Here is a 23129-nt window from a genome sequence, read left to right as displayed (position 1 = left end):
GACTCAGTCACCCGCCTCGACCGACACCACGCGGTCGAGGTCGTCGAAGGTGAAGGTGACCGGCCCGTCCGGCAGCTGCGCGATCAGCTGGCTGCCGCGTTCGCTGGCGGGCAGGCCGTGCACCCCGAGGTAGGTCTCCACGGTGAGCCGGCCCTGGTGCGGGAACATCGTCGTCGCGGCCGCGATCAGCCGCACCGCTTCGCCGGCTGCCGGCCGGGGTGGGGCGAGATGGTCGTCGTCGATGAGCAACCACGCGGTGCCGCCGTCGTACGGCGCCGGGTAGTAAGCGTCGGCAGCCAGCAGCCCGCACGCCGCGAAGGCGATCGTGTGCCCCGGCCCGTGCCCGGCGTCGTACACGCCCGAAAGGCGGATGGTCCCGGTGGCGAGCTCGGGGACGTCGAACTCGCGCCCGATGTCGACCAGCGCGGTCGCTGCCTGCGCGGCGGGATGCTGCGGCCCGTACCGGGTGGAGTCCCACGACCACTGCCAGGTGCCGGCCCGGTCGTCGCTGCTGGCGAGCAGCTGCACCCGCAGCGCCCGTCGACCGAGCGTCAGCTCGCAGCGATCCAGATCGGCGCCCCATTCGCCGAGCTCGACCTGCGACTCCAGCTGCAGCTGCCGCTCCACGACGACGGCTGCGTAGGCGGCGGCGATGATGTCGAGAGTGGGGCGGCTGAAGGTCTCCGGCGAAATCACGATCTCAGGCTATCCAGGCGGCGTGCTGGCTCCCGCTCGGGATCGGCGCTGGCTACGGTGAGCGCATGCTGATCTGCGAGGAGCTGTTCTTGCTGCTGACCAAGGACGACGGCATGCCCGAGAGCCTGGGGGTCTACAAGCCCTACGGGATGGGCGGGGCGGTCATCGGTGATCTGATGCTCGCCGGCCGGCTGGAGCTCGAGGACGGCGACGACCCGCGGGGGCGGGTCAGGTCGCCGGAGCCGACCGGCAACCCGGTGCTGGACCGCTCGCTGGCGCGGATCGTCGAGCGTGACGGCAAACGGCTCTCCACGCTGCTGATGGACCGGCGCGTCAATCCCGAGAAGGCGGTGGTCAGCTCGTTGGCCGACGCCCGGATCATCACGATCAGGCCGCGAAAGATCCTGGGACTGATGCCCGAGCGGCACCCGGTGGTCGACCCGGCCCCGGAACGGGCAATCCGGGCCCGGCTGGCGGGCGTGCTCGCCGGTGACGAGCCGCGGCCCGCTGACGTCGTCCTGCTGACCCTGCTGCAGGGGGTCGGGCACGCACCGAAGGTGCTTCGCGAGGAGGTGGGGCAGCTGTCGCCGGCGGAGCTGGAGGAGCGGATCGACACCGTCGCCGACCGGCTCCCGGACGCCGACGCGATCGGGCGGACCATCACGCAGATGACGGGCGCGCTCGTGGGGTCGCTGGCGGTGGCGGCCAACGGCGGCGACGGGACCGACACCGGCTGAGGCCTCCCGGCGAGCGTGCTTCGTCGGTGCGACAATGGTGGCTCGGTTCGATGAGGGAGCGGTGAGCAGTACGGTGGGCCAGGCGGATTCTTTCGTTCATCTGCACACCCATACCGAGTACTCGATGCTCGACGGCGCCGCCAAGATCGGGCCGCTGATGAGTCGCGCAGCCGAGCTCGGCATGCCCGCCATCGCGATTACCGATCACGGCAACGTCTTTGGCGCCTATGACTTCTACAAGCAGGCCCACGACGCCGGGATCAAGCCGATCATCGGCATGGAGGGCTACTACACACCCGGCTCGCGTTTCGACCGGGTGCCCTACGAGTTCGGCACGATCGTCGATGACGAGACCTCCGAGGAGGGCTCGAGCAACAAGGGGCGGGCGGCGTACAACCACATGACGCTGCTGGCCTACAACACAACCGGAATGCACAACCTGTTCCGGTTGAGCTCGCTTGCCAGCCTCGAGGGCCAGTACCGCAAGCCGCGCTTCGACCGCGAGATCCTCGAGCGCTACCACGAAGGCCTGATCGCCACCACCGGCTGCCCGTCGGGGGAGGTGCCGATGTGGCTGCGGGCCGGCAAGGCCGAGCGAGCGCGGCAGGCCGCAGCCGACTTCCAGGACATCTTCGGCAAGGAGAATTTCTACTGCGAGCTGATGGACCACGACCTCGCCGTCGAGAAGTCCTACCGCGCCGGGCTGATGGACATTGCCCGCGACCTGCAGATCCCGTTCGTGGCCACCAACGACCTGCACTACACGAACAAGGAGGACGCCAAGGCGCACGGCGCGCTGCTGTGCATCCAGACCGGCGACCGGCTCTCCAACCCGAACCGCTTCCACTTCAACGGAGATCACTACTACCTCAAGTCCGCAGAGGAGATGCGCTCGAAGTTCCGTGAGCTGCCCGAGGCCTGCGACAACACGCTCGTGATCGCCGAGCGGGTCGACATCACCTTCAACGAGTCGGCCAACTACATGCCGCGCTTCCCGGTTCCGGAGGGGGAGTCCGAGGAGTCCTGGTTCGTCAAGGAGGTCGAGAAGGGCCTGCACCAGCGCTACCCGAACGGCATTCCCGACGAGGTGCGCAAGCAGGCCGACTACGAGGTTGGGGTCATCGCCCAGATGGGCTTCCCGGGTTACTTCCTGGTCGTCGCCGACTTCATCAACTGGGCCAAGAGCAACGGCATCCGGGTAGGTCCGGGCCGCGGGTCCGGTGCCGGGTCGATGGCGGCGTACGCGATGCGCATCACCGATCTCGACCCGCTGAAGCACGGTCTGATCTTCGAGCGCTTCCTCAACCCCGACCGCGTCTCCATGCCGGACTTCGACGTGGACTTCGACGAGCGCCGGCGCGGCGAGGTGATCAACTACGTCGTCGAGAAGTACGGCAGCGAGTACGTCGCGATGATCGTCACCTTCCAGACGATCAAGGCCAAGAACGCCGTGAAGGACGCCGCCCGCGTGCTCGACAAGCCGTACGCCGTCGGTGACATCCTCACCAAGGCGATGCCCCCGGACGTCATGGGCAAGGGCGTGCCGCTGTCGAAGATGTGGGACTCCAGCCACGAGCGCTACAACGAGGGCCAGGAGTTCCGCGGGCTGTACGACGGGAATGCCGAGTACAAGGAGGTCGTCGACACGGCGAAGGACCTCGAGGGGCTGCGGCGCGGTACCGGCGTCCACGCCGCGGGGGTGATCATGTCCTCCGAGCCCCTGATGGACGTCATCCCGCTGATGAAGCGCGAGGCGGACGGCGCCATCATCACGCAGTTCGACTACCCGACCTGCGAGACGCTCGGCCTGATCAAGATGGACTTCCTGGGCCTGCGCAACCTGACGGTGCTCGACGACGCCCTGGACAACATCAAGATCAACCGGGACGAGAACGTCGTCCTGGAGGACCTGCCCTTCGACGACGCGCTCACGTACGAGCTGATGGCGCGCGGCGACACTCTCGGCGTATTTCAACTCGACGGCGGTCCGATGCGGGCGTTGCTGCGCTCGATGCGTCCGGACTGCTTCGAGGACATCTCCGCGGTCGGCGCGCTGTACCGACCCGGCCCGATGGGTGCCGACTCACATAACAAGTACGCCCGCCGCAAGACCGGCCGCGAGCCGGTGGTGCCAATCCACCCCGAGCTCGCCGAGGCCTTCGAGGACATCCTCGGCGAGACCTACGGGCTGATCGTCTACCAGGAGCAGGTCATGGCGATCGCGCAGAAGGTCGCCGGCTACACGCTCGGCCAGGCGGACCTGCTGCGCCGCGCGATGGGCAAGAAGAAGAAGGCCGAGCTGGACAAGCAGTTCGAGATCTTCTCCGGTGGGATGCGCGAGCGGGGTTACTCGAACGCCGCGATCACCACGCTGTGGGACATCCTGCTGCCGTTCTCGGACTATGCCTTCAACAAGGCGCACTCGGCGGCGTACGGCGTGGTGTCCTACTGGACGGCCTACCTCAAGGCGCACTACCCCTCGGAGTACATGGCCGCGCTGCTGACCAGCGTGGGGGAGAACAAGGACAAGATGGCGGTGTACCTGGGGGAGTGCCGCCGCATGGGCATCAAGGTGCTACCGCCCGATGTCAACGAGTCCTACGCGCGTTTCACCCCGGTCGGCACCGACATCCGGTTCGGCATGGCCGCGGTCCGTGGTGTCGGTGGCAATGTCGTCGATCTGATCGTCGGTGCCCGCGACGACAAGGGCGAGTTCACCTCCTTCCACGACTTCCTGCGCAAAGTCGACCAGCAGGCGTGCAAGAAGAACGTCGTGGAGTCCCTGATCAAGTCGGGGGCCTTCGATTCGCTGGAGCATCCGCGTCGTGGCCTGATGCAGATCCATGCGGAGGCCATCGATGCGGTCGCCGACGTCAAGAAGCAGGAGGCGATGGGCCAGTTCGACCTGTTCGGATCCATGGGCGGGGACGATGACAACGAGGCCTCGGACTCGACCAAGTTCGAGGTCGCGATCCCGCCGCATGAGTGGCCCAAGCGAGAGAAGCTCAGCTTCGAGCGCGACATGCTGGGCCTGTACGTGTCCGATCATCCTCTGCACGGGCTCGAGCACGTGCTTGCCAGCGCCGCCGACACCTCCATCGCCGGCCTGCACGAGGAGGGCGCGTACCACGACAAGGACGTCGTCACGGTGGCCGGCATCCTGACCGGCGTCGAGCGCAAGATCAACAAGCAGGGCCAGTACTGGGCCAAGGCGACCGTCGAGGATCTCGAGGGCTCGGTCGAGGTGTTCATCTTCGCCCGCACCTACGAGACGGTCGGCCACCTCGTCGCAGAGGACCAGGTCGTCGTCGTCTCGGGGCGGGTCGCGATCGAGAACGACGAGGCCCCGAAGATCCGGGTCGCCGACCTGTCGTTGCCGGACCTGTCGAAGGACAACACCGGACCCGTGGTGCTGCAGGTGCAGGCGCTGCGCTGCACCCCGCCGGTCGTCTCCCGTCTCAAGCAGGTGCTCGCGGGGCACGCGGGGATGGTCGACGTCCACCTACGGGTCATCAACGGTGAGCGAGTGCACACGGTCAAGCTGGGCGAGCAGCTGCGGGTGAGCCGCTCCCCGTCCCTCGTCGGTGATGTGAAGGCACTGCTCGGCACCGAGGGCTTCGTCCAGTGACCCACCGCGCCTCATGACTGCACGTCGTGATGCAGCTCGAGCGCTTCGCCTCATCCTGCTGGTGCTGGCCGCGGCCGCGATCGTCGCGGCCGTCTGCGCGATGCTGGCGCCCGGTTCGCGCGAGATCAGCACGGAGATCGGTGACCTGCCGGTGAACTCGCAGGACGAGATGCGGGTGAGCGCCGAGGTGTGGTTCACGATCGCGATGGGCGCTCTGGCGATCCTGACGACCGTGCTGTGGTGGCGACGCGGCCTATGGCGCGGACCCCTCGGTCTGGCGGTGGCCGTGGTGGTGGCCGCGCTGCAGACCGGCTTCGGGATCGTGGTCTGGGTCGTGGTCGTGTCGCTGCGGGGCTTCGACTCGGAGGTGGAGCTGGGCTCCGAGTACCTGAAGGCGCCGGTGCTCACAGGGACGAGCTCGATGTGGGTGGCGGCCGTCGCGGCCACGCTCACGTACATCGCCCTGGTCATCCTCGCCGACCGCAGCGACCTCGTCGACCCTTCTCGCGCTGTAGGAGACGGTGGGACGGCCGATCCCGCCGAGGCGAGCTGAGCGGAACGGGGTCATCCGCCGGGCCGGGTGGTGGCGGTGATGTCCAGCAGGTTGTTGCGCCAGACGATGCTGCCGTCGGGCTGCATCCGGACCTCCCACCGCAGCTGATGCTTGGCGCGGTGATGCTCGCGGCACAGCGACTGCAGGTTCTCCGCAGCGCTCTGCCCGGCCGCAGGACGATCGTCCCGCCACGGACGGATGTGATCGAGGTCGAGCGAGGCCACGCGTTCGCAGTCGGGATAGCGGCAGCGACCGTCTCGGTTCAGGACGGCGTCGCGCACCTTGGCCGTGGGTTGTCGATGGCCGACCTCCAACGTCGGCATTCTGCCGCTGGTCCACGACGGTGTACTGCCCGGCCTCGTCGTAAGCGGGTGCGCCCTGCTCTTCGGACGGCCGGGCGGCCGGTGACAGGGCGGCCGGCCCGCTGAACAGCGTCAGGAAGGCGTCTGCCCGCCGCTGCTCGTGGGTGCGGGGATCACCGTCGGGGGCAGTGCGGGCCAGGTCGTCCAGCAGGGTGTCGATCGCGCGAGCGGCGGGCGCCGGCAGCGAGCCGAACAGGCCCATCATCCCGTCGTCGGTCGGCTTGCCGAACTCGATGTGCCGGCCGGTGTGCCCCTGCTTGCGCTTCGTCTGGGTCTGAGTAGGGGCATCGAGCTGTTGCAGGGCGGCGTCGATCCGCTTGTTTACCACGCGGACCGCGGCGCGGTGCCCGCCCAGCCCGGCGACCCCCGCGGCGAGCGGTGCGCCGCAGACCATCCGGTCGAGATCGGGGCGGTCGTCGTGCGACACGGTGAGCGCGGCGTCCGTGACGAGCTTCGCGTGCCACCCGCTCAGCTCACCGGACTGCAGCCGTCCCAACGTGAGGGGCAGGTCACGCGTCAGTGTGACGGCCCGCGTGACCAAGCCAGCCGCGGGCCCGGGGGTCATGCGCAGCACCGGCCCGAGCTGGGCGGCGGTGATCTGGGTCCGGGTCATGACCCGATCGCTCGCTCCGTCGGCGTGCCGGATCACGTCGCCGGGGGCGACCTCGCCGTCGGCGAGGGCCTGCTCCGCGCAGGCGTGTGCCTGCCCGATCAGCCGCATCTTGCCGGCCTCCGCCGCGGAGACGAGTGTCTCGATCGCGTCGATGCCGGCGATCGCCGCCGAGAACCCCTCTCGGCCGTCCAGGCCGGTGGCGAGCTCGAGCAGGCGGTGTGCGAGCCGCGCGAGCTCGCTCTCCGCCGCGTTGCCGGCCTCGAGCCCGGCGAGCCGGACGGCGGCGTCGCCACTGCCGGCGTCCGCGCTGCTCTCGTGCTCGATCAAGCTCATGCAGCGCAATCTACGGACGGTAGCCGACTGTCCCGGTGTTGGCGAGTACGGGTGTGGACAACCCAGCCGCTGTTCACAGGTCTCGGCCCGTCCACTTGACAAGCCGATGGGTCGACGTCCGCGACGGCGTCATCCGGGACTGTGAGGCAGGCAATCCTCCGGCCGGTCGTAACCTGATGAGATGAGCCAGATCCTACGCACCATCGACCTGCGCGGCCAGCAGCTGCGCACCGCGCAGCTGCGACGCGCTGTGCCACGGGCCGAGATCGACGTCGAGCGCGCCATCGCGACCGTCGAGCCGATCGTCGAGGACGTCGAGGCGCGGGGCGCCCAGGCGGTCAAGGAGATCACGGCCCGCATCGACGGTGTCGTGATCGATCACCTGCGGGTCGATCCCGCCGACATCGCCGCCGCGCTGGAGAACCTCAACCCCGACGTGCGTGCCGGACTCGACGAGGCGATCGCCCGGGCCCGCAAGGTGCACGAGGACCAGCGGCGCGCGGAGACGGTGACCGAGCTCGGTGCCGGGGCGACGGTGACGGAGAAGTGGATCCCGGTCGACCGCGTCGGGTTGTACGTGCCGGGCGGGCTGGCGGTCTACCCGTCGAGTGTCGTGATGAACGTCGTCCCGGCGCAGGTTGCCGGCGTCGGGTCGATCGCCGTCGCATCGCCCCCACAGCGGGAGTTCGGCGGCAAGCCGCACCCGACCATCCTCGCCGCGTGTGCGCTGCTCGGCGTCGACGAGGTGTACGGCGTCGGCGGCGCGCAGGCGGTCGCGATGTTCGCCTACGGCACCGAGGAGAACGAGCCGGTTGACATGGTGACGGGCCCCGGCAACATCTATGTGACCGCGGCGAAGCGGATGCTGCGTGGCCTGATCGGCATTGACTCGGAGGCGGGGCCGACCGAGATCGCCGTCCTCGCCGACGACACCGCGGACGCCGCGCACGTCGCCGCAGATCTCATCAGCCAGGCCGAGCACGACCCGCTGGCCGGCTCGGTGCTCGTGACCCCCAGCGAGGCGTTCGCCGGGAAGGTCGACGTGGCGCTGCAGGCGCAGATCGAGCAGACCAAGCACGTCGAGCGGATCCGCACCGCGCTCGGCGGCGAGCAGTCCGGCGTCGTCCTGGTCGACGACATCGAGCAAGGCCTGAAGGTCGTCGATGCGTATGCCGCGGAGCACCTGGAAGTGCAGACCGCCGACAGCAAGGGCGATGCGGCCCGGGTGCGCAACGCCGGCTGCATCTTCGTCGGCCCCTACTCGCCGGTGCCGCTCGGTGACTATTGCGCGGGCTCCAACCACGTGCTGCCGACCGGTGGCTGCGCGCGGCACTCGTCGGGGCTGTCCGTGCAGTCCTTCCTGAAGGGGGTGCACGTGGTCGACTACGACGAGCAGGCGCTGCGCGCGGTCGCAACCCACATCGTGAACCTCGCGGACGCCGAGGACCTGCCCGCCCACGGTGCGGCGATCCGCGCCCGGTTCCCCGAGCTATGAGCGAGTCCCGCTCGGCCAACGCCGGCCTCGCGCGCGAGCTGCTGCGTCCGCAGTTCCGGGGGATGTCGGCGTACGGCGCCCCGCAGCTCGACGTCCCGGTGCGGCTGAACACCAACGAGAACGCCTTCGACCTGCCGGCCGTCGTCGTCCGGTCCATCGTGGAGGCGATCGAAGCCGAGGCCGTCACCCTGAACCGGTACCCAGACCGCGAGTTCACCGAGCTGCGCACATCGCTCGCCTCCTACCTCGAGCAGCAGGCCGGGGTACGGCTGCCGATCGAGATGCTCTGGGCCGCCAACGGGTCCAACGAGGTGCTGCAGCACATCCTCATGGCGTACGGCGGCCCGGACCGCACCGCACTGGGATTCGTCCCGTCGTACTCGATGCACGAGCTGATCTCACTTGCCACCGGCACCCGCTGGGTGTCGGGGGAGCGTGACGAGCACTTCGACCTCGCCGCGGACGCCGCCGCGCAGCAGGTGCGCGAGCACGATCCGGACGTCGTGTTCCTGTGCTCGCCGAACAACCCGACCGGCACCGCGATGGCGCCGGAGGTGATCTCGACGGTGCTGGAGACCTCCCGCGGCATCGTCGTGGTCGACGAGGCCTACTTCGAGTTCGCGCGGCCGGGCACCCCGAGCGCCCTGCAGCTGCTCGCCGAGAACCCGCGACTGATCGTCAGCCGGACGATGAGCAAGGCGTTCGCGTTCGCCGGAGCGCGCGTGGGCTACCTCGCCGCCGACCCGGCGATCGTCGACGGCCTACGGCTGGTGCGTCTGCCCTACCATCTCTCGACGCTCACGCAGGCAGCCGCCAACGCGGCGATAGCGCACAGCGACATCCTGCTGTCGAACGTCGCGGCGCTGAAGGCCGAGCGTGACCGGATCGTCGACACGCTCGCGAGATGGGGGCTCGAGCCGGTGCCGAGCGACTCGAACTTCGTGCTGTTCGGCGGGCTCGACGACGCCCAGGCGACCTGGCAGGCGCTACTGGATCGCGGCGTGCTGATCCGCGACGTCGGCATCCCGGGCCATCTGCGAGTCAACGCCGGCACGCCCGAGGAGACCACGGCATTCCTCGACGCGCTCGCCGATGCGCTGGGCTTCGACGGCTCACTGGCTGGCTGACCGGGGCGACACTGGACCATGATTCTCGTCAGGGAGTCACAGAAGCCACGCAGCCGGTTCGATGACCATCCGCGCGGATTCCATCCCCCTGACGGGATGGACGTCTCCGTCGGCACCGGTTGGCGCACGACCGCGCTCGTCGGGGAGAATGGATCCTCGGCGGCAGCACGAGGCTGCGGCCAGATCGCACGATCAGGGAGCACACACCATGGGGCGCACCGCGCGCATCGAGCGGACGACGAGCGAGAGCAGCGTCACCGTCGAGCTCGACCTCGACGGCACGGGCAAGAGCGAGATCTCCACCGGGGTCGGCTTCTACGACCACATGCTGACCGCGCTGTCGAAGCACTCGCTGATCGATCTGAAGGTCACCACGACCGGTGACCTCGAGATCGACGGGCACCACACCATCGAGGACACCGCCATCGTGCTCGGTGAGGCGCTCATGCAGGCCCTCGGCGACAAGCGGGGGATCCGCCGGTTCGGCCAGGCGACGATCCCACTCGACGAGGCGCTCGCGCACTGCGTCGTCGACGTCTCGGGCCGGCCGTACTGCGTGCACACGGGTGAGCCGGAGGGGCAGCAGTATGTCGCGATCGGTGGGACTCCGCCGCTGTACATGGGATCGCTGACACAGCACATCCTCGAGACGCTCGCGCTGAATGCCCGCATGTGCATCCACATGAACGTCGTCTCCGGCCGCGATCCGCACCACGTCGTCGAGGCGCAGTTCAAGGCGCTCGCCCGCGCCCTGCGTGAGGCGGTCGAGCCCGATCCGCGCACTGACGAGATCCCGAGCACGAAGGGTGCTCTGTGACCGACCGGGACGTCGTCGTCCTCGACTACGGGTTCGGCAACATCCGCTCTGCGCAGCGAGCCCTGGAGCGCGTCGGCGGATCCGTCGAGGTCACCGCAGACCTGGGCCGCGCGCGCGACTGCCACGGGCTGGTCGTCCCGGGCGTGGGCGCCTTCGAGGCGTGCATGGGAGGCATCAAAGCGATCGGCGCTCTGCCGGTGATCCACGAACGCATCGATGCCGGCCGGCCAGTCCTCGGCATCTGCGTCGGCGCGCAGATCATGTTCGAGCGCGGCATCGAGCACGGCGTGGAGTGCGATGGCGTCGCCGCGATGCAAGGACAGGTCGCCCACGTCAAGGCCGAGATCCTGCCGCACATGGGATGGAACATCGTCGACGCACATCCCGAATCCCAGCTGCACAAAGGAATGGACGCCGACACCCGCTTCTACTTCGTACACAGCTACGCCGCGAAGTCCACATCGGACGACGCGGTGGTCACGACCTGCACCTACGGCGAGACATTCATCGCCTCATACGAGCGCGGGTCGTTGAGCGCGACGCAGTTCCACCCCGAGAAGTCCGGCGACGCCGGAGCCCACCTCCTCGCCAACTGGATGGAGACCCTGTGAACACCTCTGCGCCCACTGCCGGCCCCCGTCTCGAGCTGCTGCCTGCCGTCGACGTCGTCGAAGGCAAGGCCGTGCAGCTCGTCCGCGGGAAGGCCGGCTCCGGCAAGACCTACGGTGATCCTCTCGACGCCGCGATGAACTGGCAGAACGACGGTGCCGAATGGCTGCATCTGGTCGACCTCGACGCCGCGTTCGGACGCGGCGAAAACCGTGAAGTCATCCGCGAGATCGTCGGCCGGATGGACATCAAGGTCGAGCTGTCCGGCGGCATCCGCGACGACGAGTCGCTCGAGGCCGCGCTCTCGACCGGTTGCACCCGGGTCAACATCGGCACCGCCGCTCTGGAGCATCCCGAGTGGTGCAGCCGGATCATCGGGGAGCACGGTGATCGGATCGCGATCGGTCTCGACGTCCGCGGCGAACGCCTCGCCGCCCGCGGGTGGACCGCAGAGGGCGGCAATGTGTGGGAGGTCCTCGACCGCCTCGAACGCGACGGCTGCGCGCGCTATGTCGTCACGGACGTCGAGAAGGACGGCATGCTCAAGGGGCCCAACGTGCACCTGCTGCGCCAGGTCTGCGAGCGGACGAACAAGCCCGTCGTCGCCAGCGGCGGCATCACCACCCTCGACGACATCCGGCAGATCGCCCAGCTCACCGGGATCGGGGTCGAAGGAGCGATCGTCGGCACCGCGCTCTACGAGGGCAACTTCACCCTGCCGCAGGCGCTCGCGGCGATCGACTGATGTCCCTGGCCACCAGGGTCATCCCCTGCCTGGACGTCGATGCCGGACGCGTCGTCAAAGGCGTGAACTTCGAGAACCTCCGCGATGCCGGCGACCCGGTCGAGCTGGCCGCCCGGTACGACGCGCAAGGCGCCGACGAGCTGACCTTCCTGGACGTGACGGCATCCTCGGGCAACCGCGAGACGACCTACGATGTCGTGCGCCGTACGGCAGAGTCGGTCTTCATCCCGCTGACGGTCGGCGGCGGAGTGCGCACCACGGCGGACGTCGACAACCTGCTGCGGGCCGGCGCCGACAAGGTCGGGGTCAACACCGCCGCGATCGCCCGCCCCGAGCTGATCAGCGAGATCGCGCATCGGTTCGGCTCGCAGGTGCTCGTGCTCTCCCTCGATGTGCGGCGCGAGGCCGGCCAGCCGTCCGGATTCGGCGTCACGACCCATGGTGGCCGGAAGTCCGCGGGGCTGGACGCGATCGAGTGGGGGATCCGAGCGGCCGAGCTAGGCGCCGGAGAGATCCTGCTGAACTCGATGGACCGCGACGGCACCAAGGACGGCTTCGACATCGAGCTGATCGAGACGATGCGACGCGAGGTTCGGATCCCGATCATCGCCAGCGGTGGGGCCGGCGCGGTCGAGCACTTTGCCCCGGCGGTGCAGGCCGGCGCGGACGCCGTCCTCGCCGCGAGCGTCTTCCACTTCGGCGAGATGACGATCGGCGAGGTCAAGGCCGACATGGCAACGCGCGGCATCACGATCCGCGCCTGAGTGGCGGGCGGGGAACGAACCCGCGCCCCTCGGCAGTCGGACGGCAGTACGACAAACATCGTGGGAGTGACGACTGCGCGAACACGCCTCGACACGCGTGCTCTGGTGCGACATGTACTGCCGATGCCATTACTGTTAGACCTACGCCGAAGCGGGTGCCCGTTCGGCACGGAATACGAGGAATTGAAGGTCCCCATGAGCTTCCCGAATACCGGCTCCACCCCGAGCCAGGATCCCGCCGGCTCCAACCAGCACGGTTATTCGAGCCCGTCGACCGGCTCGCAGCCCACCACGGGCGGTCAGCCGTCCTACGACGGCCAGCAGACCCAGCAGTACGGCCAGGGTGGCTACGGCCAGGGTGGCTACGGTCAGCAGTACGGCGGTCAGCAGTACGGCGGTCAGCAGTACGGCGGTCAGCAGTACGGCGGCGCGCCCCAGTACGGCGGTCAGCAGGGCTACGGCCAGCAGTACGGCGGATTCCCGCCCGCCCCGCAGGGCTACGGTCAGCCGCCGTCGGGCAACCGACCCGGTACCGCGACCGCTGCGGCCGTGCTCGGCTTCGTCTTCGGCACCATCGGCTTCTTCATCTCCGCGTACGCATTGATTCTGTTGACCGGCGCCGCCGAGTCGGGCCTGTTCGGTTCGGGTTCAATCGACGGCTTTCCGCTGGTCCTGCAGTTCGTCTCCGTGATCGGCATCGTGGTCGCCTCGCTGATGGTGTTCTTCGGCGCGATTCAGCTGCTCGGCGGCAAGACGAACAAGTGGATCGTGCTCGCAGCGATCATCTACATCGTCTCGCAGCTGCTCGGCCTCATCTCGTCGCTGATCGCTCTCGAGGGCGAGGGCATCGCGACCCTACTGGTCTACTTCATCATCTCGATCCTGCTCGCCGGGCTGCTGATCTTCCTGGCCAAGAGCAAGGACGTCGAGAAGTGGCTGGCGCGCAAGGAGGCGGCCCGCGCCGCCGGCTACGAGGACTAGTCACCACCTGAGCCACACGCTGCAGCCGCGTCCGTCACGGGCGCGGCTGCAGCCGTTCGTGCGGCAGTTGCGACAATGGTCGGCATGTCTTCTCGCATTCCCGCTGAGCGCTCCGCGCTCGACCCCGCCATCGCCTCGCGGCTCAAGCGCGATGCCGCTGGCCTCGTCGCCGCCGTCGTGCAGCAGCACGACACCGGCGAGGTGCTGATGGTGGGCTGGATGGACGACGAGGCGCTGCACCGCACCCTCACCACGGGCCGTGCCACCTACTGGTCACGTAGCAGGCAGGAGTACTGGGTCAAAGGCGAGACCAGCGGGCACGTACAGCAGGTGAGGTCCGTGGCGCTTGACTGCGACGGTGACGCCGTGCTGGTCAAGGTCGCCCAGACCGGGCCCGCCTGTCACACCGGTGATGCGACCTGCTTCGACTCGGGCGCGCTGGAGGTGGGCGCGTGAGCCGCATCGGCGCGGTCACCCCCACGCGGGAGGAGTTCGCCGCGCGGATCGCCACCCACCGCGTCATTCCCGTCACCCGCACCCTGCTGGCCGACGGCGAGAGCCCGGTGAGCGTCTACCGCAAGCTCGCCGGCGGAGTGGGCACCTTCCTGCTGGAGTCCGCCGAGCGCGGCCACTCCTGGTCGCGCTACTCCTTCGTCGGCGTCCGCGCGATCGCCACGCTCAGCGAGCGCGACGGCCAGGCGGTGTGGAACGGTAGGCCACCCGCCGGCGTCCCCACCGAGGGACCCGTGCTCGACGTGCTCGCCCAGACCTGGCGGGCGATCCGCTCGCCGCACGACGAGGGCCTGCCCGCGCTCGCCGGTGGGCTGGTCGGCTACCTCGGCTACGACGTCGCCACGCTGATCGAACCGGTCGGCGACAAGGCCGTCGACGATCTCGGCATCCCGCTGCTGTCGATGCTGCTGGTCTCCGACCTCGCCGTGGTGGACCATCACGACGGCACCGTCATGCTGGTGGCCACCGAGTTTGTGTCCGCCGAGATGACCGAGGCGCAGGTCGATGCGGCGTACGCCGACGCGCTCGCGCGTCTTGACGCGATGGCGGCGGACCTCGCCCGCCCGGCGTCCGCCTCGTTGCTCGAGGAGGATCCCGACGCCGACGACGTGCTCGTGCGCTCCCGGACGCCGGAAGGTGACTACCAGCCGGCGGTGCAGCGGGCACTCGAGCACGTGCGGGACGGCGACGTCTTCCAGGTGCAGATCAGCCAGCGCTTCGAGGTCGACACGGACGCCGAGCCGCTCGAGGTGTACCGGGTGCTGCGGTTGCTGAACCCGTCGCCGTACATGTACCTCGTTCGCGCCGACGGGTTCGACATCGTGGGCTGCTCGCCCGAGGCGCTGGTGACGGTCAAGGACGGCGAGGCGGTGCTGCACCCGATCGCCGGCACCCGCAAGCGGGGAGATACACCGGAGCGCGACCAGGAGCTCGCCGACGAGCTCGTGAACGACCCCAAGGAGCGGGCCGAGCACGTGATGCTCGTCGACCTCGCCCGCAATGACCTCGGCCGGGTGTGCGCGCCGGGCACGGTGAAGGTCACCGAGCTCGGGGCGGTCGAGCGCTACAGCCACGTCTGGCACATCGTCTCGACCGTCGTAGGCGACGTCGCCGAGGGCAAGGACGCCTTCGACGTGCTGCTGTCCTGCTTCCCGGCCGGCACGCTCACCGGCGCTCCGAAGGTACGGGCGATGCAGATCATCGATGACCTCGAGCCGGTCCGCCGCGGCATCTACGGTGGGGCGGTCGGCTACCTCTCGGCAGCCGGTGACCTCGACATGGCGATCTGCATCCGCACCGCTCTGCTGAAGGACGGCAAGGCGTACGTGCAGTCGGCCGGGGGAGTGGTCGCCGACTCCCAGCCGCATCTGGAGGAGCTCGAGACCCAGAACAAGGCGCGCGCGGCCCTCACTGCGGTGCAGACCGCCTCGCGGCTGCGCCCGGCGGTGCGCCGATGACCGACGACGGCCGGCGCTCGCGGCGTCTGCTGACGATCCTGCTTGGTCTGCTGGTCCTGGGCGGCGCAGTGCTCCTGTGGAGCTCGTCGCTGGTGTGGCGGGTAGAGCTAGTCGAGCGGGAGGCGCCGCTGCCTGCCGTGGCCTACTCCATGACCGGGGCGGACGCCGTCCCGATGACCCTGGCGCTCGGGCTGCTCGCGCTCGCCGCGGTCGTCGCCGTGCTGGCGACCGGGCCGCTGGGCCGGCGGATCGTGGGCACGATCCTGCTCATCACCGCGGTCTGGACCGGCGTGGCGCTCTACCAATGGGTGGCCACACCCGCTGCGGAGGCCAGCGCGGCGATGAGCGAAGACGGCGCCCGGCACTCCGCGGACGACGCGCCGGAGGCATCGGCGATCGCCGGTCCGCTGGCGATGCTGGGCGTGGCGCTCACCGCGGGCGCGGGGCTGGCCGTCGTCCTCACCAGCCGCCGGCTTCCCCGGATGGGCAGCAAGTACGAACGGCCCCGGGCCCCAACCGGCCCGGCGAGTCGTACGCCGGAGGAAGCCCAGGATGGCGCGGTACGCGATCGAAGCATGTGGTCCTCGATCGATCGCGGCGAGGACCCGACCGAGTAGTCACGCGACTGCTCACTCGGCGAGCTGGCCGGCCTCCAGGTGCAGGGTGCGCTCGGGCTTCTGCGGGATCAGCAGCGGCAGCCGGCGCGCGTTCAAGGGCGACACCACCGAGGCGATCTCGTCCACGGCGAACCATGCCGCCTGCTTGATCTCGCGGGTGTCGCACACCAGCCGGGAGACCAGGTCGACGTCGTGCTCGCCCCCGTCGTACAGCACCTCGATCGCGTCGCTCCAGCCGAGGTACGGCGGAAGCCAGTCCAACGCCAGCAACCGGCCCAACGAGAGCTCGATGCCGATCTCCTCGGCCACCTCTCGCCGCGCCGCGAGTACGGGGGACTCACCCGGCTCGACGATGCCACCGGGCAGCTCCCAGTCCTTCTTGAAGGTGGTCTGGCACAGCAGGATCCGCCCGGCCGGGTCGGTCATTACCACGTGCGAGATCAGCCGCTTGAGCGGCATCACCGAGTCGAGCATGTAGGTGTACCCGCCGGGGGAAGTCGGGGCCGGGTCCCCGGCGACGCCGGCGAACAGCGCGCCGTCCACCATGACGTCCTCGCGGCGCAGACCGCCGCGCAGCACCCCCTCGCGGCGCAGACCGGTGCGCATCGCGATCTGCACCTCGCGGGGGTCGGCGTTGTCGACCACGACCTCGACCCGGCTGATCGCCTGCCGGGTGTAGAGCGCCTCGATCAAGACCCGCACCGCGTGAGCGGTGGTGCCGACCGACCCGGCGGTCAGCTCCCAGCTCAGCCGGGCCACCGAGGCATCCCGGACCTCGACACCGCACACTCCTAGATACCGACCGCGGTCGCTCAGCTCGAAGGTGGGCGGCTCGCCCGCGAGACGGTCGATGCGCACGTCCCCGGAGGTGTGCGCCAGGTCCGACCAGTCCACGTGCGATCCCTTCCCGAGGCCCTAGCACTCTGTCTACCAGAGCCAGCGCAACGGGTGCGTGACATGAGCCGCGGCGTCGTGACTACCGTTGTAGGTCACGTGACGAGCAGATGTGAGGTTTCCAGGTGACTGTTCTCGACGAGATCATCGCCGGTGTCCGCGAGGACGTCGCGGCGCGCCAGGCGCAGGTGACCCTCGATGAGCTGAAGAAGCGCTGCCAGGAAGTCCCCGCGGCACTGGACGCGTACGCCGCGCTGGACAGCGGCGGTGTCGCGGTCATCGCCGAGGTCAAGCGCGCCAGCCCGTCGGCCGGCCCGCTGGCCGACATCGCCGACCCGGCCCACCTGGCCGCCGAGTACGAGGCCGGGGGAGCCCGCGCGATCAGCGTGCTGACCGAGCAGCGGCGCTTCGGTGGGTCGCTGGAGGACCTCGCTGCCGTCCGCAAGACCGTGTCGATCCCCGTGCTGCGCAAGGACTTCGTCGTCTCCTCCTACCAGGTGCACGAGGCGCGGGCGTACGGCGCCGACATCGTGCTGCTCATGGTCTCGGCGCTCGACCAGGATGCGCTGGTCGGTCTGCGTGAGCGCGTCGAGTCGCTGGGCATGACCGCGCTGGTCGAGATCCACGACGAGCAGGAGGCCGATCGAGCGCTGCAGGCCGGCGCCACCGTCATCGGCGTGAATGCCCGCAACATGAAGACCCTCGAGGTCGACCGGTCCACCTTCGAGCGCATCGCGCCCGGCCTGCCGAGCAGCGTGCTGAAGATCGCCGAATCGGGGGTGCGCGATCCGCGCGACCTGATCGCCTACGCCAAGGCCGGCGCCGACGCGGTGCTGGTGGGGCAGGGCCTGGTCACCGCCGGCGACCCGCGGCACGCAGTCGCCGCACTCGTCACTGCGGGAGAGCATCCCGCCACGCCTGGAAAGTCCCGATGATCAACAATCCCTCCGTCCCCGACGGTCGTGGCTACTACGGCCAGTTCGGCGGGCGGTTCATCCCCGAGGCGCTCGTCGCGGCGATCGACCAGCTCACCGAGTTCTACGAGAAGGCCAAGACCGATCCTGAGTTCAACGCCGAGTACGCCGAGCTGCTGCGCGGGTACGCCGGGCGGCCCAGCCTGCTCTATCACGCCAGGCGGCTCTCCGCCGAGCTCGGCTGTCGCATCCTGCTCAAGCGCGAGGACCTCAACCACACCGGTGCGCACAAGATCAACAACGTCCTCGGTCAGGCGTTGCTGACCAAGAAGATGGGCAAGACCCGGATGATCGCCGAGACCGGCGCCGGGCAGCACGGCGTTGCCACCGCGACGGCCGCAGCCCTCATGGGACTGGAGTGCACGGTCTACATGGGCGAGGTCGATACCGACCGCCAGGCGCTGAACGTGGCCCGGATGCGGCTGCTCGGCGCTGAGGTCGTCGCCGTCCGCTCCGGATCGCGGACCCTCAAGGACGCGATGAACGAGGCCTTCCGCGACTGGGTGGCCAGCGTCGATTCCACTCACTACTGCATCGGCTCGGTGGGTGGCCCGCATCCCTTCCCGATGCTGGTGCGTGACTTCAACTCCGTCGTCGGCGAGGAGGCCCGCCAGCAGTGCCTCGAGCAGTACGGCGGTCTGCCGGACGCCGTCCTGGCCTGCGTCGGCGGCGGCTCCAACGCGATCGGGATCTTCGCCGGCTTCCTTTCCGACCCCGGCGTCAAGCTCTACGGGCTGGAGGCCGCCGGTGACGGCGCCGAGACCGACCGCACGGCGGCGACCCTGACCAAGGGCGGGGTCGGCGTCCTGCATGGATCGAAGTCGTACGTGCTGCAGGACGCCGACGGCCAGACCCTCGAGTCGCACTCGATCTCCGCCGGCCTCGACTATCCCGGGGTCGGCCCCGAGCACGCCTACCTGAAGGACTCCGGGCGCGCCGTTTACGAGCCGGTCACCGACACCGAGGCGATGGATGCCTTCGCGCTGCTGTGCCGCACGGAGGGCATCATCCCCGCGATCGAGTCCTCGCACGCGCTCGCGGGCGCCATCCGGCTCGCCCCCGAGTACGGTCCGGACGCGACCCTGCTGGTCAACCTGTCCGGACGCGGCGACAAGGACGTCGCCACCGCGGGCAAGTGGTTCGATGTGATCGGGGTGACCCACACGACATGAGCGTCACCCCCACCCTCGCCGACGTCTTCGCCGGCACCAAGGCCGAGAACCGCGCCGCCCTCGTCGGCTATCTGCCCGCCGGCTTCCCGTCACGGGCTACCAGCCCCGACGCCTTCCGCGCGCTGATCGACGGCGGGTGCGACATCGTCGAGGTCGGCATGCCCTACAGCGACCCGGTGATGGACGGCCCCACCATCCAGGCGGCCGCCGACAAGGCACTCGCCGACGGCACGAAGATCGCCGACCTGCTGCAGGTGGTCGAGTCCGCCGCGCAGCACGGCGGCGTACCCGTCGTGATGACCTACTGGGCGCCGGTCACCCGGTACGGCGTGGACGCGTTCGCGCGCGACCTCGCCAATGCCGGCGGCCGCGGCCTGATCACCCCCGACCTCATTCCGGACGAGGCAGAGGAGTGGCTGGTCGCCAGCGACGCGCACGGCCTCGACCGGATCTTCCTGGTCGCCCCGTCGTCCACCCCCCAGCGGCTGCAGATGACCGTCGAGCAGTGCACCGGCTTCATATACGCCGCCTCCACGATGGGCGTCACCGGCGCGCGTCAGGAGATCGGCCAGCTCGCCCCGCAGCTGGTCGCCCGCACCCGGCAGTGCACCGACCTGCCGATCGGCGTCGGCCTCGGAGTCCGTACCCCGCAGCACGTCCGCGAGGTCGCGTCGTACGCCGATGCCGTCATCGTCGGCTCGGCCTTCGTCACCGCGGTCGACCGAGACCTGGACGAGGCGCGCGAGCTGGTCGCGCACCTACGAGAGGCAACTTCCCGCGCATGAGCGTTCTCGCTACCATCCCCAGCCCGACGCAGAACCAGATCGAGATCTTCGGCGTCCCGCTGCGTGCCTACGCGCTGTGCATCCTCGCCGGCATCATCGTGGCGATCTGGCTGTCCGGACGCCGATGGGTCGCCCGCGGCGGCAAGCAGGGGGAGATCCTGGACCTGGCGCTGTGGGCGGTGCCGTTCGGCATCATCGGAGGCCGTCTCTACCACGTGATCTCCACCCCGCAGCCCTACTTCGGCGAGGGCGGCGACCCGATCAAGGCGCTGTACATCTGGGAGGGTGGCCTCGGCATCTGGGGCGCGATCGCACTCGGCGCGGTCGGCGCGTTCATCGCCGCAAAGCGCCAAGGCCTGCGCATGAGCTCAGTCGCGGACACGGTCGCGCCCGGCATCGTTCTCGCGCAGGGCGTCGGCCGGCTGGGCAACTGGTTCAACAACGAGCTGTACGGCGGACCGGACGACGGACCGCTGGGCCTGAAGATCCACGACCTCGATGCCAACGGCGTCGCGCGCACCGATCCCTCGACCGGCGATCCACTGGTCGTCGGAACCTTTCAGCCGACCTTCCTGTACGAGCTCGTCTGGTGCATCATCGTCGGTCTGGCTCTGCTCTGGATCGACCGGCGCTTCCGGATCGGGCGCGGCCGGCTGTTCGCGATGTACGTGGCGTTGTACTGCCTTGGCCGGTTCTTCATCGAGCAGATGCGTACCGACTTCGCGGTGCACGTCCTCGGACTGCGGATCAACGTGTGGACGGCGCTGCTGGTCGGTCTCGGCGCGGTCGCCTACCTGATCATCGTCAAGGGCGGCCGCGAGCCGACCCCCTACACCGACGACCGCCCCGCGTTCGTCGACGCCGACGGCAACCCCACCGGGGACCTCGACGGCGATCCCACCGGGGACCCCGACGGCGATCCCACCGGGGTCCCCGACGGCAACCCCACCACCGAGGACGACGCTCGCGGGTGAGGGGCGTTATCCCGTCGCCGAACATCTGGCAGCACACCGCCGCGTACGAGACCGAGAACCTGGCGCTCGACCCGCACGGCACCGTGTGGCGCACCATGACCGCCCACCACCCACTGGCTGGTCAGCGGGTGGTGGACATCGGTTGCGGCACGGGGTTCTATCTCCCACGCTTCGCCGCCGAAGCTGCGCAGGTGATCGGCATCGAGCCGCACCGGCCGCTGCTGCAGGCGGCGGCCAGGCGGGTCGCCGACGTCGCCAACGCCTGGGTCCGGGAGGGCACCGCGCAGCAGCTCCCGCTGCCTCCGGCGAGCATCGACGTCGCACATGCCCGGTGGGCGTACTTCTTCGGACCGGGCTGCGAGCCGGGCCTGGCGGAGCTGGACCGGGTGATGCGCCGCGGCGGCACCGCGTTCATCATCGACAACGACCTCACCCGCTCGACCTTCGGCAGCTGGTGCCGGCGGGCGTGGTCGCACTACCGGCCGGGAGTCGTGGAGCGCTTCTTTTCCGCACGGGGGTGGATCCGCGAGTCGATCGACATGGACTGGCGCTTCGAGTCACGCGCCGACCTCGAGCGAGTCGTGCGGATCGAGTTCCCCGCCGAGTACGCCGACGCCTTCCTCGCCGAGCACCCCGGCAACGGCGTGGACTACGCGGTCAACCTGTGGCGGAAGACTTACTGAACACCGGGTGCGCACGCTGCATGGGTGCTCGCGATTCCCCTACGCTTGTCGGGTGAACAGAAGCGCCAAGATCGTCTGTACCCTCGGCCCCGCGAGCGCATCGCTCGAGCAGATCACTCAGCTCTCCGCGGCCGGTATGGACATCGCGCGGATGAACTTCAGCCATGGCACCCACGCCGACCACCAGTCGAACTACGACAACGTGCGCGCTGCTGCCGAGGCGACCGGGCGCACCATCGGCGTCCTCGCCGACTTGCAAGGCCCGAAGATCCGGCTCGGTAAGTTCGCCGACGGCGCGGTGATGTGGGCCGAGGGCGACGACGTCGTCATCACCACCGAGCCGGGAGCCCACCAGCACCGGCGGATCGGCACCACCTACTCCCAGCTCGCCGAGGACGTCGAGGTCGGCGACCGGCTGCTGATCGACGACGGCAACGTCGCGGTCGTGGTGACGGCGGTGGCCGGCCGCGACGTGCACGTCCAGGTCGTCGAGGGCGGGACTGTCTCCGACAACAAGGGGCTCTCGCTGCCCGGTGTGAACGTCAGCGTCCCCCCGCTGAGTGAGAAGGACAGGGCCGACCTGCGCTTCGCCCTGCACCTGGGGGTGGACTTCGTCGCGCTGTCGTTCGTGCGCAAACCGGAGGATGCCGAGCTGGTCCGCGACGTCATGCGCGAGGAGGGCATCCTCGTCCCGGTCATCGCCAAGCTGGAGAAGCCCGAGGCGATCGAGAACCTCGACGCGGTCATCGAGTCCTTCGACGGCGTGATGGTGGCCCGCGGCGACCTCGGGGTCGAGCTGCCGCTCGAAGAGGTCCCGCTCGTCCAGAAGCTGGCGATCCAGATCGCCAGGGAGAAGGCGAAGCCGGTCATCGTGGCCACCCAGATGCTCGAGTCGATGATCCATCACTCGCGGCCCACCCGGGCCGAGGCATCCGACGTCGCGAACGCCGTCCTGGACGGCGCCGATGCGGTGATGCTCTCGGGTGAGACCAGCGTCGGGCAGTTCCCGGTGCAGGCCGTTCAAACCATGGCCCGGATCATCCAGGCCGTCGAGAGCGGCGACCTGCGGGTGCCCGAGCTGCGCACCCAGCCCCGCACCAACGCGGGGGTCATCGCACGATCGGCTCGCGATGTGGCCGAGGCGATCGGGGCGAACGCGATCGCCGCGTTCACCCAGAGCGGCGATACCGTACGACGGCTGGCGCGCCACCACTCCCGCATCCCGGTCATCGCCTTCACGCCGATGGACAAGGTGCGCAACCAGCTCGCGCTGAGCTGGGGAGTGCGCACCTTCCTCGTCGATCCCGTCGAGCACACCGACGACATGGTCGCGCAGGTCGACACCGCCCTGCGCGAGATCGGCATGACCGACCACGAGGATCTCATCGTCATGGTGGCCGGCAGCCCGCCGGGCAAGAGCGGTTCGACCAACCTCATCCGGCTGCACCGCCTCGGCGAGGAGTAGGGCATCGCGTGGCCGGCGGGTGGGGTGGCCCCACCCAGTCCCGGTGGAGATGAACCAGCTCGGCGCACCACTGAGGTCGGCGACGACGTGCGTCGGCCCGGACATCGTCTCACTGCCGGCGTGGCCGCTCGCTAG

General features: G+C 69.4%; 22 protein-coding genes and 1 pseudogene. 19 read left to right on the top strand and 4 right to left on the bottom strand.

What is annotated here, in order from left to right; all coding sequences use genetic code 11:
* Positions 1–3: 3 nt before the first annotated feature.
* On the bottom strand, positions 4–696 hold the full coding sequence (locus DAA40_RS02670; RefSeq protein WP_106848171.1) for a DUF6882 domain-containing protein: 693 nt from the start codon (positions 694–696) through the stop codon (positions 4–6).
* Positions 697–761: 65 nt separating this feature from the next.
* Here DAA40_RS02670 and DAA40_RS02665 point away from each other — a divergent pair, with 65 nt between their 5' ends.
* From DAA40_RS02665 to DAA40_RS16060, 3 genes are all read left to right on the top strand, one after another.
* Positions 762–1433, top strand: coding sequence for a GPP34 family phosphoprotein (locus DAA40_RS02665; protein WP_106848170.1), 672 nt, complete (start codon positions 762–764; stop codon positions 1431–1433).
* A gap of 61 nt (positions 1434–1494) precedes the next feature.
* Positions 1495–5061 carry a DNA polymerase III subunit alpha gene (gene dnaE / locus DAA40_RS02660; protein WP_234356211.1) on the top strand — a complete coding sequence of 1189 codons (3567 nt, stop codon included), beginning with the start codon at positions 1495–1497 and terminating at the stop codon, positions 5059–5061.
* A 13-nt stretch (positions 5062–5074) separates the two neighbouring features.
* The gene (locus DAA40_RS16060; protein WP_158716190.1) at positions 5075–5614 is read left to right on the top strand and encodes a hypothetical protein; all 540 of its coding nucleotides are present in this window, start codon (positions 5075–5077) and stop codon (positions 5612–5614) included.
* 11 nt (positions 5615–5625) lie between these two features.
* Here DAA40_RS16060 and DAA40_RS02650 read toward each other — a convergent pair whose 3' ends face one another.
* A complete protein-coding gene (locus tag DAA40_RS02650; protein WP_158716189.1) occupies positions 5626–5928 on the bottom strand; it encodes an HNH endonuclease signature motif containing protein in 303 nt (100 codons plus the stop codon).
* A gap of 160 nt (positions 5929–6088) precedes the next feature.
* Positions 6089–6589: pseudogene (locus tag DAA40_RS16925) on the bottom strand (DUF222 domain-containing protein); the annotation flags it as partial.
* Between the two features lie 514 nt (positions 6590–7103).
* Here DAA40_RS16925 and hisD point away from each other — a divergent pair.
* From hisD to DAA40_RS02595, 10 genes are all read left to right on the top strand, one after another.
* Positions 7104–8417 (top strand): histidinol dehydrogenase, encoded by a 1314-nt coding sequence (gene hisD, locus DAA40_RS02640; protein ID WP_199849472.1) that lies wholly within the window; start codon positions 7104–7106, stop codon positions 8415–8417.
* On the top strand, positions 8414–9544 hold the full coding sequence (locus tag DAA40_RS02635; protein ID WP_106848167.1) for a histidinol-phosphate transaminase: 1131 nt from the start codon (positions 8414–8416) through the stop codon (positions 9542–9544). The genes hisD and DAA40_RS02635 overlap by 4 nt, the downstream gene beginning before the upstream one ends.
* Positions 9545–9752: 208 nt before the next feature.
* A complete protein-coding gene (gene hisB / locus DAA40_RS02630) occupies positions 9753–10361 on the top strand; it encodes an imidazoleglycerol-phosphate dehydratase HisB (RefSeq protein ID WP_106848166.1) in 609 nt (202 codons plus the stop codon).
* On the top strand, positions 10358–10972 hold the full coding sequence (hisH, locus tag DAA40_RS02625; RefSeq protein ID WP_106848165.1) for an imidazole glycerol phosphate synthase subunit HisH: 615 nt from the start codon (positions 10358–10360) through the stop codon (positions 10970–10972). The genes hisB and hisH overlap by 4 nt, the downstream gene beginning before the upstream one ends.
* Positions 10969–11715 (top strand): bifunctional 1-(5-phosphoribosyl)-5-((5-phosphoribosylamino)methylideneamino)imidazole-4-carboxamide isomerase/phosphoribosylanthranilate isomerase PriA, encoded by a 747-nt coding sequence (priA, locus tag DAA40_RS02620; protein ID WP_106848164.1) that lies wholly within the window; start codon positions 10969–10971, stop codon positions 11713–11715. The genes hisH and priA overlap by 4 nt, the downstream gene beginning before the upstream one ends.
* The gene (gene hisF, locus DAA40_RS02615; RefSeq protein WP_106848163.1) at positions 11715–12479 is read left to right on the top strand and encodes an imidazole glycerol phosphate synthase subunit HisF; all 765 of its coding nucleotides are present in this window, start codon (positions 11715–11717) and stop codon (positions 12477–12479) included. The genes priA and hisF overlap by 1 nt, the downstream gene beginning before the upstream one ends.
* Positions 12480–12674: 195 nt before the next feature.
* Positions 12675–13460 carry a hypothetical protein gene (locus tag DAA40_RS16310; protein ID WP_199849471.1) on the top strand — a complete coding sequence of 262 codons (786 nt, stop codon included), beginning with the start codon at positions 12675–12677 and terminating at the stop codon, positions 13458–13460.
* Between the two features lie 84 nt (positions 13461–13544).
* A complete protein-coding gene (gene hisI, locus DAA40_RS02605) occupies positions 13545–13916 on the top strand; it encodes a phosphoribosyl-AMP cyclohydrolase (RefSeq protein ID WP_106849219.1) in 372 nt (123 codons plus the stop codon).
* Positions 13913–15430, top strand: coding sequence for an anthranilate synthase component I (locus DAA40_RS02600; RefSeq protein ID WP_199849470.1), 1518 nt, complete (start codon positions 13913–13915; stop codon positions 15428–15430). The genes hisI and DAA40_RS02600 overlap by 4 nt, the downstream gene beginning before the upstream one ends.
* On the top strand, positions 15427–16047 hold the full coding sequence (locus DAA40_RS02595; RefSeq protein ID WP_106848162.1) for a Trp biosynthesis-associated membrane protein: 621 nt from the start codon (positions 15427–15429) through the stop codon (positions 16045–16047). Before DAA40_RS02600 ends, DAA40_RS02595 begins: the two co-directional genes overlap by 4 nt.
* 12 nt (positions 16048–16059) lie before the next feature.
* Here the strand turns inward: DAA40_RS02595 and DAA40_RS16555 are convergent, their stop codons facing one another.
* The gene (locus DAA40_RS16555) at positions 16060–16941 is read right to left on the bottom strand and encodes an NUDIX domain-containing protein (RefSeq protein ID WP_106848161.1); all 882 of its coding nucleotides are present in this window, start codon (positions 16939–16941) and stop codon (positions 16060–16062) included.
* A 125-nt stretch (positions 16942–17066) separates the two neighbouring features.
* Here DAA40_RS16555 and trpC point away from each other — a divergent pair, with 125 nt between their 5' ends.
* From trpC to pyk, 6 genes are read left to right on the top strand one after another with little or no spacing between them, the layout of a single operon-like run.
* Positions 17067–17876, top strand: coding sequence for an indole-3-glycerol phosphate synthase TrpC (gene trpC / locus DAA40_RS02585; protein ID WP_106848160.1), 810 nt, complete (start codon positions 17067–17069; stop codon positions 17874–17876).
* A complete protein-coding gene (gene trpB / locus DAA40_RS02580; protein ID WP_106848159.1) occupies positions 17873–19087 on the top strand; it encodes a tryptophan synthase subunit beta in 1215 nt (404 codons plus the stop codon). Before trpC ends, trpB begins: the two co-directional genes overlap by 4 nt.
* Positions 19084–19872, top strand: a complete 789-nt coding sequence (trpA, locus tag DAA40_RS02575) for a tryptophan synthase subunit alpha (RefSeq protein WP_106848158.1) — start codon at positions 19084–19086, stop codon at positions 19870–19872. Before trpB ends, trpA begins: the two co-directional genes overlap by 4 nt.
* Positions 19869–20846, top strand: a complete 978-nt coding sequence (lgt, locus tag DAA40_RS02570; RefSeq protein WP_106848157.1) for a prolipoprotein diacylglyceryl transferase — start codon at positions 19869–19871, stop codon at positions 20844–20846. The genes trpA and lgt overlap by 4 nt, the downstream gene beginning before the upstream one ends.
* Positions 20843–21529, top strand: coding sequence for a class I SAM-dependent methyltransferase (locus DAA40_RS02565; protein WP_106848156.1), 687 nt, complete (start codon positions 20843–20845; stop codon positions 21527–21529). Before lgt ends, DAA40_RS02565 begins: the two co-directional genes overlap by 4 nt.
* 52 nt (positions 21530–21581) lie before the next feature.
* Complete coding sequence (gene pyk, locus DAA40_RS02560; protein ID WP_106848155.1) at positions 21582–22994, top strand: pyruvate kinase; 1413 nt, start codon at positions 21582–21584, stop codon at positions 22992–22994.
* Positions 22995–23129: the final 135 nt, after the last annotated feature.

The sequence above is a fragment of the Blastococcus sp. Marseille-P5729 genome (assembly GCF_900292035.1).
Lineage (GTDB): Bacteria > Actinomycetota > Actinomycetes > Mycobacteriales > Antricoccaceae > Cumulibacter.
This window is presented reverse-complemented; position numbering and strand designations above follow the sequence as displayed.

What these genes read in the sequence shown, in the direction of transcription:
- lgt (WP_106848157.1), top strand. Translation starts at nt 19,869, where the DNA reads ATGAGCGTTCTCGCTACCATCCCCAGCCCGACGCAGAACCAGATCGAG.
- hisB (WP_106848166.1), top strand. Translation starts at nt 9,753, where the DNA reads ATGGGGCGCACCGCGCGCATCGAGCGGACGACGAGCGAGAGCAGCGTC.
- DAA40_RS16060 (WP_158716190.1), top strand. Translation starts at nt 5,075, where the DNA reads ATGACTGCACGTCGTGATGCAGCTCGAGCGCTTCGCCTCATCCTGCTG.
- DAA40_RS02635 (WP_106848167.1), top strand. Translation starts at nt 8,414, where the DNA reads ATGAGCGAGTCCCGCTCGGCCAACGCCGGCCTCGCGCGCGAGCTGCTG.
- DAA40_RS16310 (WP_199849471.1), top strand. Translation starts at nt 12,675, where the DNA reads ATGAGCTTCCCGAATACCGGCTCCACCCCGAGCCAGGATCCCGCCGGC.
- DAA40_RS02595 (WP_106848162.1), top strand. Translation starts at nt 15,427, where the DNA reads ATGACCGACGACGGCCGGCGCTCGCGGCGTCTGCTGACGATCCTGCTT.
- hisF (WP_106848163.1), top strand. Translation starts at nt 11,715, where the DNA reads ATGTCCCTGGCCACCAGGGTCATCCCCTGCCTGGACGTCGATGCCGGA.
- DAA40_RS02665 (WP_106848170.1), top strand. Translation starts at nt 762, where the DNA reads ATGCTGATCTGCGAGGAGCTGTTCTTGCTGCTGACCAAGGACGACGGC.
- hisI (WP_106849219.1), top strand. Translation starts at nt 13,545, where the DNA reads ATGTCTTCTCGCATTCCCGCTGAGCGCTCCGCGCTCGACCCCGCCATC.
- hisD (WP_199849472.1), top strand. Translation starts at nt 7,104, where the DNA reads ATGAGCCAGATCCTACGCACCATCGACCTGCGCGGCCAGCAGCTGCGC.
- trpA (WP_106848158.1), top strand. Translation starts at nt 19,084, where the DNA reads ATGAGCGTCACCCCCACCCTCGCCGACGTCTTCGCCGGCACCAAGGCC.
- trpB (WP_106848159.1), top strand. Translation starts at nt 17,873, where the DNA reads ATGATCAACAATCCCTCCGTCCCCGACGGTCGTGGCTACTACGGCCAG.